At 62.5% G+C, this 14,259-nt stretch carries 14 protein-coding genes; 4 read left to right on the forward strand and 10 right to left on the reverse strand.

Annotation, left to right across the window (positions count from 1 at the left end; genetic code table 11):
* Positions 1 to 32: 32 nt before the first annotated feature.
* Positions 33 to 551, forward strand: coding sequence for an RNA 2',3'-cyclic phosphodiesterase (thpR, locus tag O3299_RS17985; RefSeq protein ID WP_305062844.1), 519 nt, complete (start codon positions 33 to 35; stop codon positions 549 to 551).
* A 10-nt stretch (positions 552 to 561) separates the two neighbouring features.
* Here thpR and O3299_RS17990 read toward each other — a convergent pair whose 3' ends face one another.
* Positions 562 to 1,425 carry a tRNA threonylcarbamoyladenosine dehydratase gene (locus tag O3299_RS17990; protein WP_305062845.1) on the reverse strand — a complete coding sequence of 288 codons (864 nt, stop codon included), beginning with the start codon at positions 1,423 to 1,425 and terminating at the stop codon, positions 562 to 564.
* Between the two features lie 112 nt (positions 1,426 to 1,537).
* Between O3299_RS17990 and pdxH the strand changes: the two genes are divergently transcribed.
* Complete coding sequence (pdxH, locus tag O3299_RS17995) at positions 1,538 to 2,758, forward strand: pyridoxamine 5'-phosphate oxidase (protein WP_305054128.1); 1,221 nt, start codon at positions 1,538 to 1,540, stop codon at positions 2,756 to 2,758.
* Between the two features lie 127 nt (positions 2,759 to 2,885).
* Positions 2,886 to 4,133: a cyclopropane-fatty-acyl-phospholipid synthase family protein gene (locus tag O3299_RS18000; RefSeq protein WP_305054129.1), complete on the forward strand. Its 1,248-nt coding sequence runs from the start codon at positions 2,886 to 2,888 to the stop codon at positions 4,131 to 4,133.
* Positions 4,134 to 4,151: 18 nt separating this feature from the next.
* Here O3299_RS18000 and msrA read toward each other — a convergent pair whose 3' ends face one another.
* Positions 4,152 to 4,685, reverse strand: coding sequence for a peptide-methionine (S)-S-oxide reductase MsrA (msrA, locus tag O3299_RS18005; RefSeq protein WP_305062846.1), 534 nt, complete (start codon positions 4,683 to 4,685; stop codon positions 4,152 to 4,154).
* Between the two features lie 176 nt (positions 4,686 to 4,861).
* On the opposite strand from msrA, the gene O3299_RS18010 reads away from it, so the two are divergent.
* Positions 4,862 to 5,368: a flavin reductase family protein gene (locus O3299_RS18010; RefSeq protein WP_077408668.1), complete on the forward strand. Its 507-nt coding sequence runs from the start codon at positions 4,862 to 4,864 to the stop codon at positions 5,366 to 5,368.
* Between the two features lie 38 nt (positions 5,369 to 5,406).
* Here O3299_RS18010 and O3299_RS18015 read toward each other — a convergent pair whose 3' ends face one another.
* The 8 genes from O3299_RS18015 to pyk all read right to left on the reverse strand — a co-directional run bounded on the left by O3299_RS18015 (position 5,407) and on the right by pyk (position 14,247).
* Positions 5,407 to 6,093 carry an OmpW family protein gene (locus O3299_RS18015; protein WP_289903322.1) on the reverse strand — a complete coding sequence of 229 codons (687 nt, stop codon included), beginning with the start codon at positions 6,091 to 6,093 and terminating at the stop codon, positions 5,407 to 5,409.
* Between the two features lie 99 nt (positions 6,094 to 6,192).
* On the reverse strand, positions 6,193 to 7,575 hold the full coding sequence (locus O3299_RS18020; protein WP_305062847.1) for an SGNH/GDSL hydrolase family protein: 1,383 nt from the start codon (positions 7,573 to 7,575) through the stop codon (positions 6,193 to 6,195).
* A 241-nt stretch (positions 7,576 to 7,816) separates the two neighbouring features.
* Positions 7,817 to 8,836 carry an L-threonylcarbamoyladenylate synthase gene (locus O3299_RS18025; protein WP_305062848.1) on the reverse strand — a complete coding sequence of 340 codons (1,020 nt, stop codon included), beginning with the start codon at positions 8,834 to 8,836 and terminating at the stop codon, positions 7,817 to 7,819.
* Positions 8,833 to 10,041, reverse strand: coding sequence for a 5-(carboxyamino)imidazole ribonucleotide synthase (locus O3299_RS18030; RefSeq protein WP_305062849.1), 1,209 nt, complete (start codon positions 10,039 to 10,041; stop codon positions 8,833 to 8,835). Before O3299_RS18030 ends, O3299_RS18025 begins: the two co-directional genes overlap by 4 nt.
* A gap of 15 nt (positions 10,042 to 10,056) precedes the next feature.
* Entirely contained in the window at positions 10,057 to 10,554 is a 498-nt protein-coding gene (purE, locus tag O3299_RS18035) for a 5-(carboxyamino)imidazole ribonucleotide mutase (protein WP_077408673.1), read from the reverse strand.
* A 1-nt stretch (position 10,555) separates the two neighbouring features.
* Positions 10,556 to 11,449, reverse strand: a complete 894-nt coding sequence (locus O3299_RS18040; protein WP_077408674.1) for a phosphoribosylaminoimidazolesuccinocarboxamide synthase — start codon at positions 11,447 to 11,449, stop codon at positions 10,556 to 10,558.
* A 104-nt stretch (positions 11,450 to 11,553) separates the two neighbouring features.
* On the reverse strand, positions 11,554 to 12,618 hold the full coding sequence (gene fba, locus O3299_RS18045; protein ID WP_010401625.1) for a class II fructose-bisphosphate aldolase: 1,065 nt from the start codon (positions 12,616 to 12,618) through the stop codon (positions 11,554 to 11,556).
* Positions 12,619 to 12,798: 180 nt separating this feature from the next.
* Positions 12,799 to 14,247 (reverse strand): pyruvate kinase, encoded by a 1,449-nt coding sequence (pyk, locus tag O3299_RS18050; protein WP_305062850.1) that lies wholly within the window; start codon positions 14,245 to 14,247, stop codon positions 12,799 to 12,801.
* Positions 14,248 to 14,259 lie beyond the last annotated feature (12 nt).

Consider the following 14,259-nt stretch of genomic DNA (forward strand, 5'->3'; position numbering starts at 1 on the left):
TAATAGCAAACCGCCGCAACGATAGGAAAAACTTGTCGCCCGATGCCCATTGCCCCCGCCTGTTTTACGCGCTATGGCCCGATGCGGCCACGCGCGCGGCCCTGGCCGCTTGGCAGGCGCGCCTGGAAGGCAAGCCCGTGCGCGCGGACAAGCTGCACCTGACCCTGGCCTTCCTGGGCCAGCGCCCTGCCAGCGAGCTGCCCGCCCTGCTGGGTATTCTGGAACACATGCCGGCGCGGGCCATGCCCCTGCTGTTCGATCACGCCAGCCATTTTACGCAGCTGGCGCTGGCCTGGGCCGCCCTGGCACGGCCCTCGCCCGCCTTGCTCGACTTGCGCGCGGCCTGCATGCAGCGTCTGGCGGAACAGGGGCTGGCGCCGCGCTTCGAGCACGACCGCTTCACGCCGCACGTGACCCTGGCGCGCCAGGCGCCGCCGCCGGCCAGCGAGGATTTCGCGCCCATCGCCTGGCAGGCGGACGAACTGGTGCTGGTGGAATCGCTGAAAAGCAGCGGCGATTATCGCATCCTGGCCAGCAGGAAGCTGATTTAAGCAGCGTGACTCAGGCGGCGTCCGGCACTGGCATTGGCGCTGGCACTTCAGCAACTTTGTCCTGGCGCAAGCTTTTCAGCGCATGGGCGGCCGCCACCATGCCGAAGCTGGCCGTCACCACCACGCTGGAACCGAAGCCGGCGCAATTGAGGCCGGTGACGCCGGCGGGCGTGCTGCCATCGATGGCGCACGCTTCCGCGCTCTCGGGCGTGCTCAGCGGCTCCATGGAAAACACGGCGTCGACATTGAATTTGTTTTTCACGCCACGGGGGAAACCATATTCCGTGCGCAACAATTTGCGCACGCGCTTGAGCAGCGGTTCCTGTTCCGTCTTCGACAAGTCGCGCACGGCGATCAATGTCGGGTCCGTCTGCCCGCCCGCGCTGCCGATGGTCAGCATGGGAATGTTGCGCGCGCGACAATATGCAATCACGGCCGCTTTCGCCTTGGCATTGTCGATGGCGTCGACCAGGTAGTCGAAATCGCGTCCGCCCAGCAATTGCTCCAGATTATCGGGGGTAATGAAATCCTCGATCTGCGTGACCTGGCAAAACGGGTTGATCAATTCGATGCGTTCGGCCAGGGCCGTGATCTTGGCCTTGCCGATGGTGTCGCTCATGGCCTGGATCTGGCGGTTGATGTTCGATTCGGCCACATTATCGAGGTCGATCAGGGTCAGGCGGCCGACGGCGCTGCGCGCCAGCGCTTCGACGATCCAGGAACCGACGCCGCCCACGCCGATCACACACACATGCGAGGCGCGGAAGCGCGCCAGCGCGGGCGCGCCGTACAGGCGGGCAATGCCGCCAAAACGCCGCTCAAAATCGATCTCGGTCAAGTCCATGGAAATTAGTTCATTGGTGGAGGTATGCATGGCGCCATTTTAACGGACACTGCGCTGGCGGATATTCTAAAATAGCCGAATTGACACAGCGACAAGAGCAATTGTCGCCGCGCCCCCACACCGCTCACCACGAGAACTCGCCATGACCTCTCCCCTGTTCGACTCCGTTCCCGGCTTTGACCAGCCCATCGCCGTGCTCAAGCATTGCCACGACAAGATCCGCAAGCAGCTGACGACCCTGCAAAACCTGCTGGGCCATCTGGCGCAGCACGGCAACACGGCGGACGCGCAGCAGGCGGCCAAGGCGGTGTTGCAGTATTTCAATAAAGCGGCCCATCTGCACCATGACGATGAAGAACAGGACTTGATGCCCATGCTGCAGGCCACCGCCACGGGCGACGATGCCGCCCTGCTGACCACGCTGGTGCCGGAAATCCTCGCCGACCACCAGCGCATGGATCAGGCCTGGCTGACCCTGCGCCCGGAACTGGACGCCATCGCTGTCGGCACGGGCACACAGCTGTCCGCCGACGGCGTGCGCGATTATGTTGCCGCTTACCAGGCCCACATGGCCAAGGAAGAAGGCCAGCTGGCGCCCATGGCCAAGCGCCTGTTCAGCGCGCAGCAGATGGAACAGCTGGGCACGGCCATGCAGCGCCGCCGCGGCATCGCGCCGGAAGAGACCGCCGCCCCGGCAGCGGCCACCGTGCCCGTGCACGATGCAGCCACCCTGGCCGCCATGCGCATCGATTATGTGCAAAGACTGTTATCCGAGGAAGACGTGCAGCGCGACCCGATTGCGCAATTTGAAAAGTGGTTCGACGAAGCGCTCAAGTCCCAGGTCAGCGAGCCGAACGCCATGAGCTTGTCCACCGTCAGTCCCGACGGCAAGCCCAGCTCGCGCATCGTGCTGATCAAGCAGTTCGATGAACGGGGTTTCACCTGGTACACGAATTACAACAGCGACAAGGGCCAGCAGCTGGAACACAACCCGCACGCGGCCCTGCTGTTCTTCTGGCGCGAGCTGGAGCGGCAAGTGCGCATCGAGGGCACGGTGGTGAAGACCACGGCGGCCGAGAGCGACGAGTATTTCAATGTGCGCCCCCTGCAAAGCCGGCTGTCAGCGATTGCCTCGCAGCAAAGTACACCGATCGCCAGCCGCGCCGAGCTGGAAAGCCATTACGAGGCCGTGGCCGCCGCCATCGGCGATGCGCAGCCGCCGCGCCCCGCCCACTGGGGCGGCTACCGTTTGCAGCCGGAACGCATCGAATTCTGGCAGGGACGCCGCTCGCGCTTCCACGACCGCATCGTGTTTACCCGCGATGCTGACGGGCAATGGAGCATGCAGCGCCTGCAACCCTGAGCAGGATAAGCAAGGCGGCGCAAAGCAAGCTGGTCAATATAGGTGTAGGCTATGAGGGTAGAAGTTACTAAATGACATTGTTTCTCAATTTGCGGCTGCCATGGTGGCCGCTTCATTGGAGGCCATTTTGTTTGTACAAAACCAACTCAAGTCCTGGATCGCCAGCATCCGCAGCAAGACCGCCTTGCCGCTGCGCATAGAATTGTGGAATGGCCAGCATGTCGACCTGTCCAGCGAAGCGCCCAGAGTCACCATCCGCCTGCCGACCGTCGCCTCGGCCCGCTACCTGCTGAACCCGTCGCTGGCCAACCTGGGCTCGGCCTATGTGGAAGGCAATATCGAGGTCAAGGGCACGGCGATGGACATGATTTCCATCTGCAATGCCCTGGCGCGCACGACCTTGAAGCCGGAAGGCAAGCTGGCCCGCATCGTGCGCAGCTTTAAGCATGACAAGAGCAAGGATGCCGAAGCCATCCGCTACCACTACGACGTGTCGAACGCGTTCTATGAACAATTTCTCGACCCCGCCCTCGTGTATTCCTGCGCGTATTTCGAACACGGCGATGAAACCCTGGCGCAGGCGCAAGTCAAGAAGATCGACCATATCCTGAAGAAAATCCAGCTGCAGCCGGGCCAGACCCTGCTCGACATCGGCTGCGGCTGGGGCGCGCTCGTGATTCGTGCCGCGCAGCAATATGGCGCCCGCTGCGTGGGCGTGACCCTGTCGGAAAACCAGTACGCGCTGGCGCGCGAGCGCGTGGCGGCGGCCGGCCTGGCCAATTTGATCGATATCCGCCTGCAAGATTACCGCGACGTCACGGGCCAGTTCGACCGCATCACCAGCGTGGGCATGTTCGAGCACGTGGGCCTGAAACACTTGCCCGACTACTTTTCCATCATCCACAAGCTGCTCGCGCCCGATGGCATGGCGATGAACCACGGCATCACCTCGACCGACCCGGACAATGGCGAAACGCCGTATGGCGGCGGGGAATTCATCGAAAAATATGTATTTCCGCACGGCGAGCTGGCGCACATCGGCAATGTCCTGAAAACCATGCAGCAGGGGGGACTGGAAGTGCTGGACGTGGAAAACCTGCGCCGCCACTATGCGCGCACCTGCGCCCTGTGGACGGAGAATTTCGAAGCCCATGCCGAGCAGATCCGTCCGCTGGCGGGCGAACGGCGCTTCCGCATCTGGCACGTCTACCTGGCCGGCTGCGCCTATGCCTTCGAGCAAGACCTGATCAGCTTGTACCAGATCGTCTGCGTGAAGGCAGGCCGGCGCTCGTCCACCCTGCCCTGGTCGCGCAACTACATGTATGCGCAGGAGAATACGCAGGAAACAAGGCCGGCGCCCGTGCTCGCGCCCTGACAGGCGCGCGGGGCCGTCTTACTTCAGGCGGCCCGCATACATGGCGCGGAATTTCTCCACCTTGGGCGCGACGACGAGGGCGCAATAGCCCTGCAAGGGATGCCGCTCGACATAATTCTGGTGGTAATCCTCGGCCGGATAAAAAGTGGCGGCCGGCGCCAGCTGCGTGACGATGGGCGCATCCCACACGCCGGCCATTTCGGCGAGCACCTTGCGCGCCACGCTTTCCTGCGCGGCCGACTGGTAACAGATGACGGAGCGAAATTGCGTGCCGACATCATTTCCCTGGCGATTCAGGGTGGTGGGGTCGTGCAGCGTAAAAAAGATTTCCAGCAAGTCGTGGTAAGCAATGATGGCAGGGTCGAATTCCAGGCGCACCACTTCCGCGTGGCCCGTCTCGCCCGTGCACACCTGTTCGTAGCTGGGATGGGGCACGCCGCCGCCCGTGTAGCCGGACTCGACGCGCGTCACGCCGCGCACTTCCCCATACACGGCGGCGAGGCACCAGAAACAGCCACCGCCGAATACCGCCACTTCCGTCTGTTGATTCATGATGTCCTCCCGCAACGCTGCTGCGACTTATCATTTCACCACTGTAACGCAAAGCGCCATGGCTTGCAGCGTCGCTTGAAACGGCGCGTGGGACACCGCACATACGGGCATGCCGGCCACGATTGCGCTGGCATGGCCGATTTTTGGCATAATGTCAGCAAATAGACAGGTCACCCATGAACACACGCTCTCCCCGCGCGCCCGCGCAAGAATTCGATACGACACATTTCCGCCAGGCACTGTCGCAGTTTGCCACCGGCGTAACGGTCATTACGACGCGCCTGGCCGACGGCAGTTTCCGCGGCTTGACGGCCAGTTCCTTCAATTCCGTCTCGCTGTCGCCGCCCCTGGTGCTGTGGAGCCTCGGTTCCGTGGCGAACAGCATGCCCATTTTCAGCGGCAACTCGCATTACGTCATCAATGTGCTGGGCGCCGACCAGGCGGAACTGGCCACGCGCTTTTCACGCCGCACGCCGAATCCCTTCGACGACGTGGAATACGAACTGTCGCGCACGGGCCAGCCCATCCTGAAAGGCGCATCGGCCTGGTTCGAATGCCACAACCGCAGCCGCTATCCGGAAGGCGACCACGTCATTTTCGTGGGCGAAGTGGAACAATGCGCGTTTGCCGCGCAGCCGCCCTTGATCTTCCACAATGGTAAGTTCAATACACCGCCAGCCTGAGCGGGACAAAAAAAATCCGCCGAGGCGGATTTTTTGTTTTACAGGGTAAAGTTATAACCGATGCTGATACTCACGGCGACCGGGTCGAGCTTGATGTCCTGCGTCTGCCCCGTGGAGAATTTCGCCTTGGTTTTCAGGTAGGTCTTGACCACGGCCACATCGGCAAACCAGCGCTCGTTGAAGGCCAGGGTGCTGCCGACCACCAGACTGCCTGTCAGCTTGTTGTCCATACGGTACGTCACTGGTTTTCCACCCGGATCCAGCAAGGCCGTCATCTGGCCCGAACCTTTTTCCTTCTGGAAATAGGCATACGTCAAGCCCGCGCCCACGTAGGGGCGGATCATGGCATTGGGCTGGAAGAAACGGTACTGGATGAAGGCCGTCGGCGGCAAGGCTTCCGCCGTCCCCAGCTTGCCCGTGCCCTTGATGGAACCGTCGCCGATCAGGTCATGCTTGTACGGCACACCCAAAATCATTTCAGCGGAAACATTGTCCGTGATCATGTAGGCAAAGGTCAGGATGGGCTTGGTATCCGACTTGACGTCGGCCTTGGTGCCCGGCAATGCCGGCGCGGAAATGTCGCCACTGTCCACGTGCGGCGTGATCTTGTTGAGGCCAGCCTTGGCCATCCAGGTGCCTGCGCTTTGCGCCGAAGCGCCCGTCGCCATGGCCATCGCGGCGGCCGCGGCCAGCACGCGTACAGCGGTATTCAAACGATTCTTCATCTTGTCTCCTGATTCATTATGTGCGGAGTGTTCCGCTATCCAGTCTTGTCGCTGCCAGCGCCAGCCACATCGCGGGGATGCAGCTGGCGCGGCCCTCCCTTACAGCCAGCCCCGCACGACCATGTCCTTGGCCACATAACGGGCCAGCAACAGGTTGTTGAACGGCGTAGGGTGCACATCGTCGGCATACGAGTAGTGGCTGACGTCGCCCGCTTTCAGGTTCGTGCCATTGCACACGAGCGAGCTGCCCAGGAAATTCTTCGCTGGCGTCAGGTCGCACGCCGTCTCGCTGACGTTGGTCAAGCCATACGGACCAGGATTGACGCCCTGGTCATGGCTGACGGCAAACACGTCGACCAGCAAGACTTTCGCATTGCCGTTCAAGCCCGCGCTCAGCTCGCCGTTGAAGGTGTTGACCATGGCATTGATCAGCGCCTTGGTGTTGGCATCCTTGCTCAGGCCCGATGGCGTGCCGGCCACGTCCGGCAGGTTGTTGACGATGACATAGTTGGCGCCCTTGGCGATGATCTGGTCCTTGACCAGCACTACCAGCTCCTTGCCGGCCTGTCCCATGGCGGCAACCAGCAACGGCCCCTGTGCCGCAGCGTAATCGGCGCCGGCCTTGGCGCCGGCGGCGTTGCCCGTCACCGTCGCGTCGGCTTGTGCCTTGGCGGCCAGGGCCGGGGCCAGCGTCTGGGCATTCGCATTGCCCGCAATCATGGCAGCTTGCACGGCGGCACCGACGATGGTTGCCGACGTGGCGCCAGGCGCCGCACTGGCCGTCTTGATGGCGGTGCCAATGGCAACCACTGCCGTGTTTGGATTGGTGGCGCCGGCCGCCAGGGCCATCGCCAGGTTGGTGGCGAAAGCCTGGGCGCCCGCAGCCGCACCGGCCTTCGCGCCGGCGTCCATCGCGCCCGTTTGCAATGCACCCAGCAGATACAGCACGTCGTTACCGCCCGCCATCACGAAGACGGCTTCCGTACCGCTGAACTTGCCGCCGGAAACGGCCAGGTGGTTCGCAATCTGCGTCACCACGGGTACGGTCAGGGCGCCCAGCGCACCGCCCGCCAATTTATTGTTCGGACCGACGGGGTTGGTGACGCGCGAACCGCCCATGGCGTAGCCGAAGCAGCCCGCATGCTTGACGCGCGGAGCCTGCAGGGAGGGAATGCTGCCTTCCAGGCCCGTTTCGGCGGCGCATGGCGCCGGCAAGCCGAATTGCGCGGCCAGGTGCTCGGTCCAGTTCTTGCCCGTCAGTTCAGGATTGATCTTGGTATTGTCGCCATTGATGGTGAATTTGCCGCCACCGCTCACCGCCACGCCGGCGACGGCATACGAACCGACATCGGACAGGCTGTCGCCGAACGACACCTGCGCCGTGTATTTGACTTTCAAGGCTTGATCACCGCCACTGGCGCCGCCGCAACCTGCCAGGACAGCCGCAGCCAGCACGGCCAGCGCGAATTTTGTTTGATGCATTTTGTCTCCTCGGTCTTTTTTCTGGTTTCTAAACGAACGGGCGTGCTATTCGCTACCCAACTAATATGCCATCGTTCCTCAGGCTTGTATAGAAAATATGTTTTAAAAATCAACGAAATAACAACACCGCCAGCGCCCCGTCACGACCGGGCGATCCGCTGAATTATGGAGGATTTAAGATGTTTCGTGGCAAGCATCTCTATTGCGCTGCATCAAGAAAAAGCCCCTTGCGGGGCTTTTATTATGCGGACAGAAATTGCTGCAAGATACCACTTGAACCGAAGGCGGCACGCCGCAGACGGTCATTCACGCCCAGCCACGCGGGGCCGGTGGGCGGTGCTTCGACGAGTATCAGCTCGGCGCCGACCTGGTCCATCGTGCGCAGCGAGGCATACAGCGCATGTGCATAATTTTCCGGGGTCGCTGCCAGGCGCACGCTGGCGCTGGCCGGCGGCAGATCCGAGTAGTGGATCAGGGCCACGCGGCGCCCGTCATTGAGCAGGCGGTTCAAGGTGGCACGCACGTCATCGCTGTGCTGCATCGCAACAGGCGTGTGCGGTGCGTAATGCGATTCCAGGGTGCCCGAGGCGCGCGGCGCGGCCGCGTCCGCCACGGCCGGTGCGCGGCCAATGACGGCGGCGATCTGCTCGCTGCTGATATGGCCGGGACGCAACAACACGGGACCATGCGTGGCCAGGCGCGACAGGTCGACGATGGTCGATTCGATGCCGACATCGCTCTGTCCGCCGTCGAGAACCTGGCCCAGCAAGCCGCTGGCGAGTTCCGCCGCGAATTCATCGCGCACATGCTGTGCCGTGGTGGGGCTGACATTGCCGAATTTGTTCGCCGACGGTGCCGCCAGGCCGCCCTTGCCGCCTTTGAAGGTGCGTAGCAATGCGATAGCCACCGGATGCGACGGGCAGCGCAAGCCCACCGTATCCTGGCCGCCGGAGACGGCATCGGGAATATGCGCGGCGCGCCTGACGATCAGGGTCAGCGGACCAGGCCAGAAGGCAGCCACCAGTTGCTGCGCTTCGGGCGGGATATCGTCGGACCAGTGCGCCAAGTCGGCGCCAGGCGCCACGTGCACGATCACGGGATGGTCCGAAGGCCGGCCCTTGGCTTCGTAGATGCGCGCCACGGCGGCCGGGTTTTCCGCATCGGCGCCCAGGCCATACACCGTTTCCGTCGGGAAAGCGACGAGGCCGCCCCCTTCCAGCACGGCAGCGGCCGCCGCCAGGTCGTGTGCAGGCACGCTCACGGCGCGATTCCCAGGATCAGGCAAGCGTCGCGCAGGTGCTGCTGCGCCTCTTGCAAGGTGGCCGCGATGAAGGTCAGGTGGCCCATCTTGCGGCCACGGCGCGGGTCGTCCTTGCCATACAGGTGCAGGCACGCGCCCGGCAGCGCCAGCACCTGGTCCCACGCCGGTTCGCTGGCAACATCGCTGTCGCCGGCAAACCAGGCATCACCGAGGATGTTGAGCATCACGGCCGGTGAATGCTGGCGCACGTCGCCCAGCGGCAGACGCGCCATGGCCCGCACCTGCTGCGCGAACTGGCTGGTGACGCAGGCATCCATCGTGTAGTGGCCGCTGTTGTGCGGACGGGGCGCCATTTCATTGACCACCAGGCTGCCATCGTCCAGCACGAAAAATTCGATGCACAGCACGCCGACATAGCCGAGTTCGGCGACCATGGCTTGCGCCGCCCGCTGCGCCCTGGCGGCGCAGTCGTCCGACACGTTCGGGCCAGGCACGGTAGTGGTAAACAGGACGCCGTCGCGGTGCACGTTTTCGGCGATCGGATACACGACCGACTGGCCATCCACGCCGCGCGCCGTCAGCACGGACACTTCATACGCCAGCGGCAGCATTTTTTCCAACAGGCAAGTTACCTCGCCCATTTCCGCAAAGGCGGCGCGCACGTCGTCGCGCGTGCGCACGCGGAACTGGCCCTTGCCGTCATAACCCATGCGCACGGTTTTCAAGATGCCCGGCAGCAAGTCGTCGCCGATGGCGTCGATATCGTCCTGCGTGGCGATGACCCTATGCGGCGCCGGCAGCACGCCCGACTTGGCGGCGCAGTCGACAAAGAAACGCTTTTCCGCGATGCGGTCTTGCGCCACCGACACGCCGTGGGCGTTGGGGGCAACAAACACGCGTTCGGCCAGGCGCGACAGGCTGTCGGCCGGCACGTTCTCGAATTCCGTGGTGACGGCCAGGCATTGCGCCGCCAGGGCGTCGAGACCGGCTACATCGCTGTAGCCGGCGTTGATCAGGCGCTGCGCCACCTGCCCCGCAGGGCAAGTAGCGGCCGGCTCCAGCACAGGTTCAAGAACTGCAACCTGGTAGCCCATGCTCTGGGCGGCCTGGGCAAACATGCGGCCGAGCTGGCCGCCGCCCATCACGCCCAGCCACGCCGGTGGATGGGCGGCAGGCAGCAATGGGGAAGTCGATTTACTATTCATTATTTTTCAAACATATTAATCAGGCAAGACCATGGCCTTGGCGGCGGCCGTTTGCGTGGTACGGAAAGCTTCCAGCTTTTCGGCCAGGACATCGTCATTAGCGGCCAGCATCGCCACGGCCGTCAGCGCCGCATTCGCCGCGCCCGCTTCGCCGATGGCGAAAGTGGCGACCGGCACGCCCTTGGGCATTTGCAGGATGGACAACATGGAGTCTTCGCCACGCAAGTATTTCGATGGCACGGGTACGCCCAGCACGGGCACGATGGTCATCGCCGCCACCATGCCAGGCAGGTGGGCCGCGCCGCCGGCGCCGGCGATGATGGCGCGCAAGCCGCGCGCGCGCGCGCTTTTCGCGTACGCATACATCTCGTCGGGCATGCGGTGTGCGGAAATGACTTGCGCTTCGTACGGCACGCCAAACTGTTTCAGGATGGCAACTGCATTCTGCATCACGTCCCAGTCAGAGGACGAACCCATGATGACGCCGACCAGCGGCTTATTCTGCTCGCTCATCTCAGGCCTTCAGTTTCTCGCCCGTCAGGCGTTCGATGGCTTCGAAGTACTTGGCCTGGGTTTTTTCGATGACGTCGGCCGGCAGCGCCGGTGCCGGCGCGGTCTTGCCCCAGGTCAACGTTTCCAGGTAGTCGCGCACGAATTGCTTGTCGAACGACGGCGGCGAAATGCCTGGCTGATAGGAATCGGCAGGCCAGAAGCGCGACGAGTCGGCCGTCAGCACTTCATCCATCAGATGCATGACGCCATTGTCGTCCAAGCCGAATTCGAACTTGGTGTCGGCGATGATGATGCCGCGCGTGGCCGCATATTCGGCGGCCGTCTTGTACAGGGCAATGGCGACGTCGCGCATCTTGGCGGCCAGGTCGGCACCGATGCGCTCTTCCATTTCAGCAAAGCTGATGTTTTCATCATGCTCGCCCAGCTCGGCCTTGGCTGCCGGGGTGAAGATCGGCTCCGGCAGTTTTTCCGCCTGTTGCAAGCCCGCTGGCAGCGCGATGCCGCAGATGCTGCCCGTGTCCTGATAGTCTTTCCAGCCCGAACCGATGATGTAGCCGCGCACGACTGCCTCGACCATGATCGGTTTCAAACGCTTGGCCACCACGGCGCGGCCTTGCACTTGCTCCACTTCCTCTGGCGCCACCACGGATTCCGGCGCCACGCCGGTCAGGTGGTTCGGCACGATGTGGCCCAGTTTCTCGAACCAGAAATCGCTCATCTGGTTGAGGACCTTGCCCTTGCCGGGGATAGGCTCGTTCATGACGACATCGAAGGCCGACAGGCGGTCCGTGGTGACGATCAGGATCTTGTCGTCGCCAACGGCGTAATTGTCGCGGACCTTGCCGTGGCCCAGCAATGGCAGGGAGTGGATGGAAGTCTGATAGAGGCTGTTCATAGCGGGGGAATAGTTGGATGAAACGAAACCGGCAGGCAGGGGGTGCCCGCCGGTCGAGAAAATCGGGCACGGAGCATTGCTTCCGGCCCGTTCCAGACAGAATTTTACTTCACAATTTGCGACAGCTCGCCGGCCTTGTAGCGCTCGGCCATTTTTTCCATCGTGATGACCTTGATTTTCGACGCCTGGCCTTCGCAGCCGAACGCTTGCATGCGCGCGCGCACGATTTGCTCGGCGGCGGTGCGGGCTGGCTTCAGGAAGTCGCGCGGGTCGAATTTCGACGGGTTCTCGAACAGGTACTTGCGGATCGCGGCCGTCATCGCCAGGCGGATGTCGGTATCGATGTTGATCTTGCGCACGCCGTGACGGATGCCTTCCTGAATTTCCTCGACTGGCACGCCGTAGGTTTCCTTCATGTCGCCGCCGAATTCGCGGATGATGGCCAGCAATTCCTGCGGCACCGACGACGAACCGTGCATCACCAGGTGGGTGTTCGGGATGCGCGCGTGGATTTCCTTGATGCGGTCGATGGCCAGGATGTCGCCCGTCGGCTTGCGGGTAAACTTGTACGCGCCGTGCGAGGTGCCGATGGCGATCGCCAGGGCGTCACACTGGGTGCGCTGTACGAAGTCGGCCGCTTGCGCCACGTCCGTCAGCAGTTGCTCGCGGGTCATGGTGCCGTCGGCGCCGTGGCCGTCTTCCTTGTCGCCCTTCATGGTTTCCAGCGAACCGAGCACGCCCAGTTCCGCTTCCACCGTCACGCCGATGGCGTGCGAGAATTTCACCACTTCACGCGACACTTCCACGTTGTATTCGTAGGAAGCGACCGACTTGCCGTCCGCTTCCAGCGAACCGTCCATCATCACGGAAGTAAAACCCGAACGGATGGCGGCCATGCAGACGGCCGGCGACTGGCCGTGATCCTGGTGCATGACGACAGGAATGTGCGGATACGCTTCGACAGCCGCGTCGATCAGGTGGCGCAGGAACGCTTCACCTGCGTACTTGCGCGCGCCAGCGGACGCTTGCATGATCACCGGGCTGTTCAGCGCATCGGCGGCAGCCATGATGGCTTGCACTTGCTCCAGGTTATTGACGTTGAAAGCAGGAATGCCATAACCGTTTTCGGCGGCATGGTCCAGCAGTTGACGCATGGATACGAGAGACATGGTAATACTCCAGATAACAATAGAAACCGTTGCGGCGCTTCGCGGTGGTCAATAACTGCGGCGGCGCCTGAATTCTTTCAACTAAATTAGAACGTCCAACAAACTGCTCAGGGCTAGGCGCGTTGCCGAAGGCAGTACAACTAGTACAACTAGGCAATGCAACAACGCCCTGGGCAGTTTTTACTCAAATTCGCCTACCTTCACAATCTTCAAGGCATTCGTGCCGCCCACCTGCCCCATCGGCTCGCCCCAGGTGACGACGATCATGTCGCCCTTGCGGACGATGCCCTGCGCCACCAGCAGCTCTTCCGCCTGCTTCAGCACTTGCGCGCTGGGGGCGTTCTGCATCAGATGATACGCCCGAACATTGCGGTACAGCGCGGCTTTGCGCAAAGTGGTGACACTGGGCGTGAGCGCGTAGATCGGCGTGTCGATACTGTGGCGGCTCATCCACAAGGCGGTGGAACCGGATTCCGTCAGCGCCACGATGGCTTTGACGCGCAGGTGATGGGCGGTGAACAGCGCGCCGTAGGCGATCGACTGGTCGATGCGGGTAAAGGTGACGTTGAGGAAATCGGCATCGAGCTTGTTGTATTCGGATTGTTCCGCTTCCACGCAGATGGCGGCCATCATTTCCACCGTCTCGATCGGGTACTTGCCCGAGGCCGTTTCGGCCGACGTCATGACGGCGTCCGTGCCATCGAGCACGGCATTGGCCACGTCGGACACTTCCGCGCGGGTCGGCACGGCGTTGACGATCATCGATTCCATCATCTGCGTTGCCGTAATAGCAATCTTGTTCGACGCGCGCGCCATCTTGATCATGCGTTTCTGCAAGGCCGGCACGGCCGCATTGCCCACCTCGACCGCCAGGTCGCCGCGCGCCACCATGATGCCGTCGGACGCGTCGAGAATCTCTTGCAGGGCAGGAATGGCTTCCGCGCGCTCGATCTTGGCGATCATCATCGGCTTGTGGTGGTACGGTTCGCCGGCGATATTGGCCAGCTGGCGCGCCATTTCCATGTCGGTCGCACATTTCGGGAAGGAAATAGCCAGATAGTCGGCCTGGAAACACATGGCCGTCTTGATATCTTCCATATCCTTGGCCGTCAACGCGGGCGCGGACAGGCCGCCGCCCTGGCGGTTGATACCCTTGTTGTTCGACAACTCGCCGCCAATCTTGACGGTGGTGTGGATTTCGCTGCCGTGGATGCGCTCGACGATCAGCACGATGAGCCCGTCGTTCAGCAGCAGCACGTCGCCCTTGTGCAAGTCGCGCGGCAGGGCCTTGTAGTCGAGGCCGACCCGTTCCTGGTTGCCCAGTTCGCCATTTTCGCCCCACTTGGCGTCAAGGATGAACTTGTCGCCCGCTTCGAGCTGGATGCGGGAATTTTCAAACTTGCCGACGCGAATCTTCGGCCCTTGCATGTCGGCCATGATGGCCACTTCGCGGCCGCACTCGGCCGCCGCCAGGCGTACCAGCGCCGCGCGGTCGATATGGTCTTGCGCCTTGCCGTGGGAAAAATTCAAGCGCACCACGTCGACGCCCGCACGTATCATCTTCACCAGGATATCGAAGTCGGTGGAAGCGGGGCCGATTGTTGCTACGATTTTTGTACCGCGTGGCATAGGAGTCCTTGT

Origin of the sequence: Janthinobacterium sp. SUN176 (assembly GCF_030587335.1) — a bacterium.
In the GTDB taxonomy this organism is placed as follows: Bacteria; Pseudomonadota; Gammaproteobacteria; order Burkholderiales; family Burkholderiaceae_D; genus Janthinobacterium; species Janthinobacterium kumbetense.

Excerpts from the sequence above, each read along its gene's own strand:
- O3299_RS17990 (WP_305062845.1), bottom strand. The coding sequence starts at position 1,425 with ATGCATACCTCCACCAATGAACTAATTTCCATGGACTTGACCGAGATC.
- pdxH (WP_305054128.1), top strand. The coding sequence starts at position 1,538 with ATGACCTCTCCCCTGTTCGACTCCGTTCCCGGCTTTGACCAGCCCATC.
- msrA (WP_305062846.1), bottom strand. The coding sequence starts at position 4,685 with ATGAATCAACAGACGGAAGTGGCGGTATTCGGCGGTGGCTGTTTCTGG.
- O3299_RS18010 (WP_077408668.1), top strand. The coding sequence starts at position 4,862 with ATGAACACACGCTCTCCCCGCGCGCCCGCGCAAGAATTCGATACGACA.
- O3299_RS18015 (WP_289903322.1), bottom strand. The coding sequence starts at position 6,093 with ATGAAGAATCGTTTGAATACCGCTGTACGCGTGCTGGCCGCGGCCGCC.
- O3299_RS18020 (WP_305062847.1), bottom strand. The coding sequence starts at position 7,575 with ATGCATCAAACAAAATTCGCGCTGGCCGTGCTGGCTGCGGCTGTCCTG.
- O3299_RS18030 (WP_305062849.1), bottom strand. The coding sequence starts at position 10,041 with ATGAATAGTAAATCGACTTCCCCATTGCTGCCTGCCGCCCATCCACCG.
- purE (WP_077408673.1), bottom strand. The coding sequence starts at position 10,554 with ATGAGCGAGCAGAATAAGCCGCTGGTCGGCGTCATCATGGGTTCGTCC.
- O3299_RS18040 (WP_077408674.1), bottom strand. The coding sequence starts at position 11,449 with ATGAACAGCCTCTATCAGACTTCCATCCACTCCCTGCCATTGCTGGGC.
- fba (WP_010401625.1), bottom strand. The coding sequence starts at position 12,618 with ATGTCTCTCGTATCCATGCGTCAACTGCTGGACCATGCCGCCGAAAAC.
- pyk (WP_305062850.1), bottom strand. The coding sequence starts at position 14,247 with ATGCCACGCGGTACAAAAATCGTAGCAACAATCGGCCCCGCTTCCACC.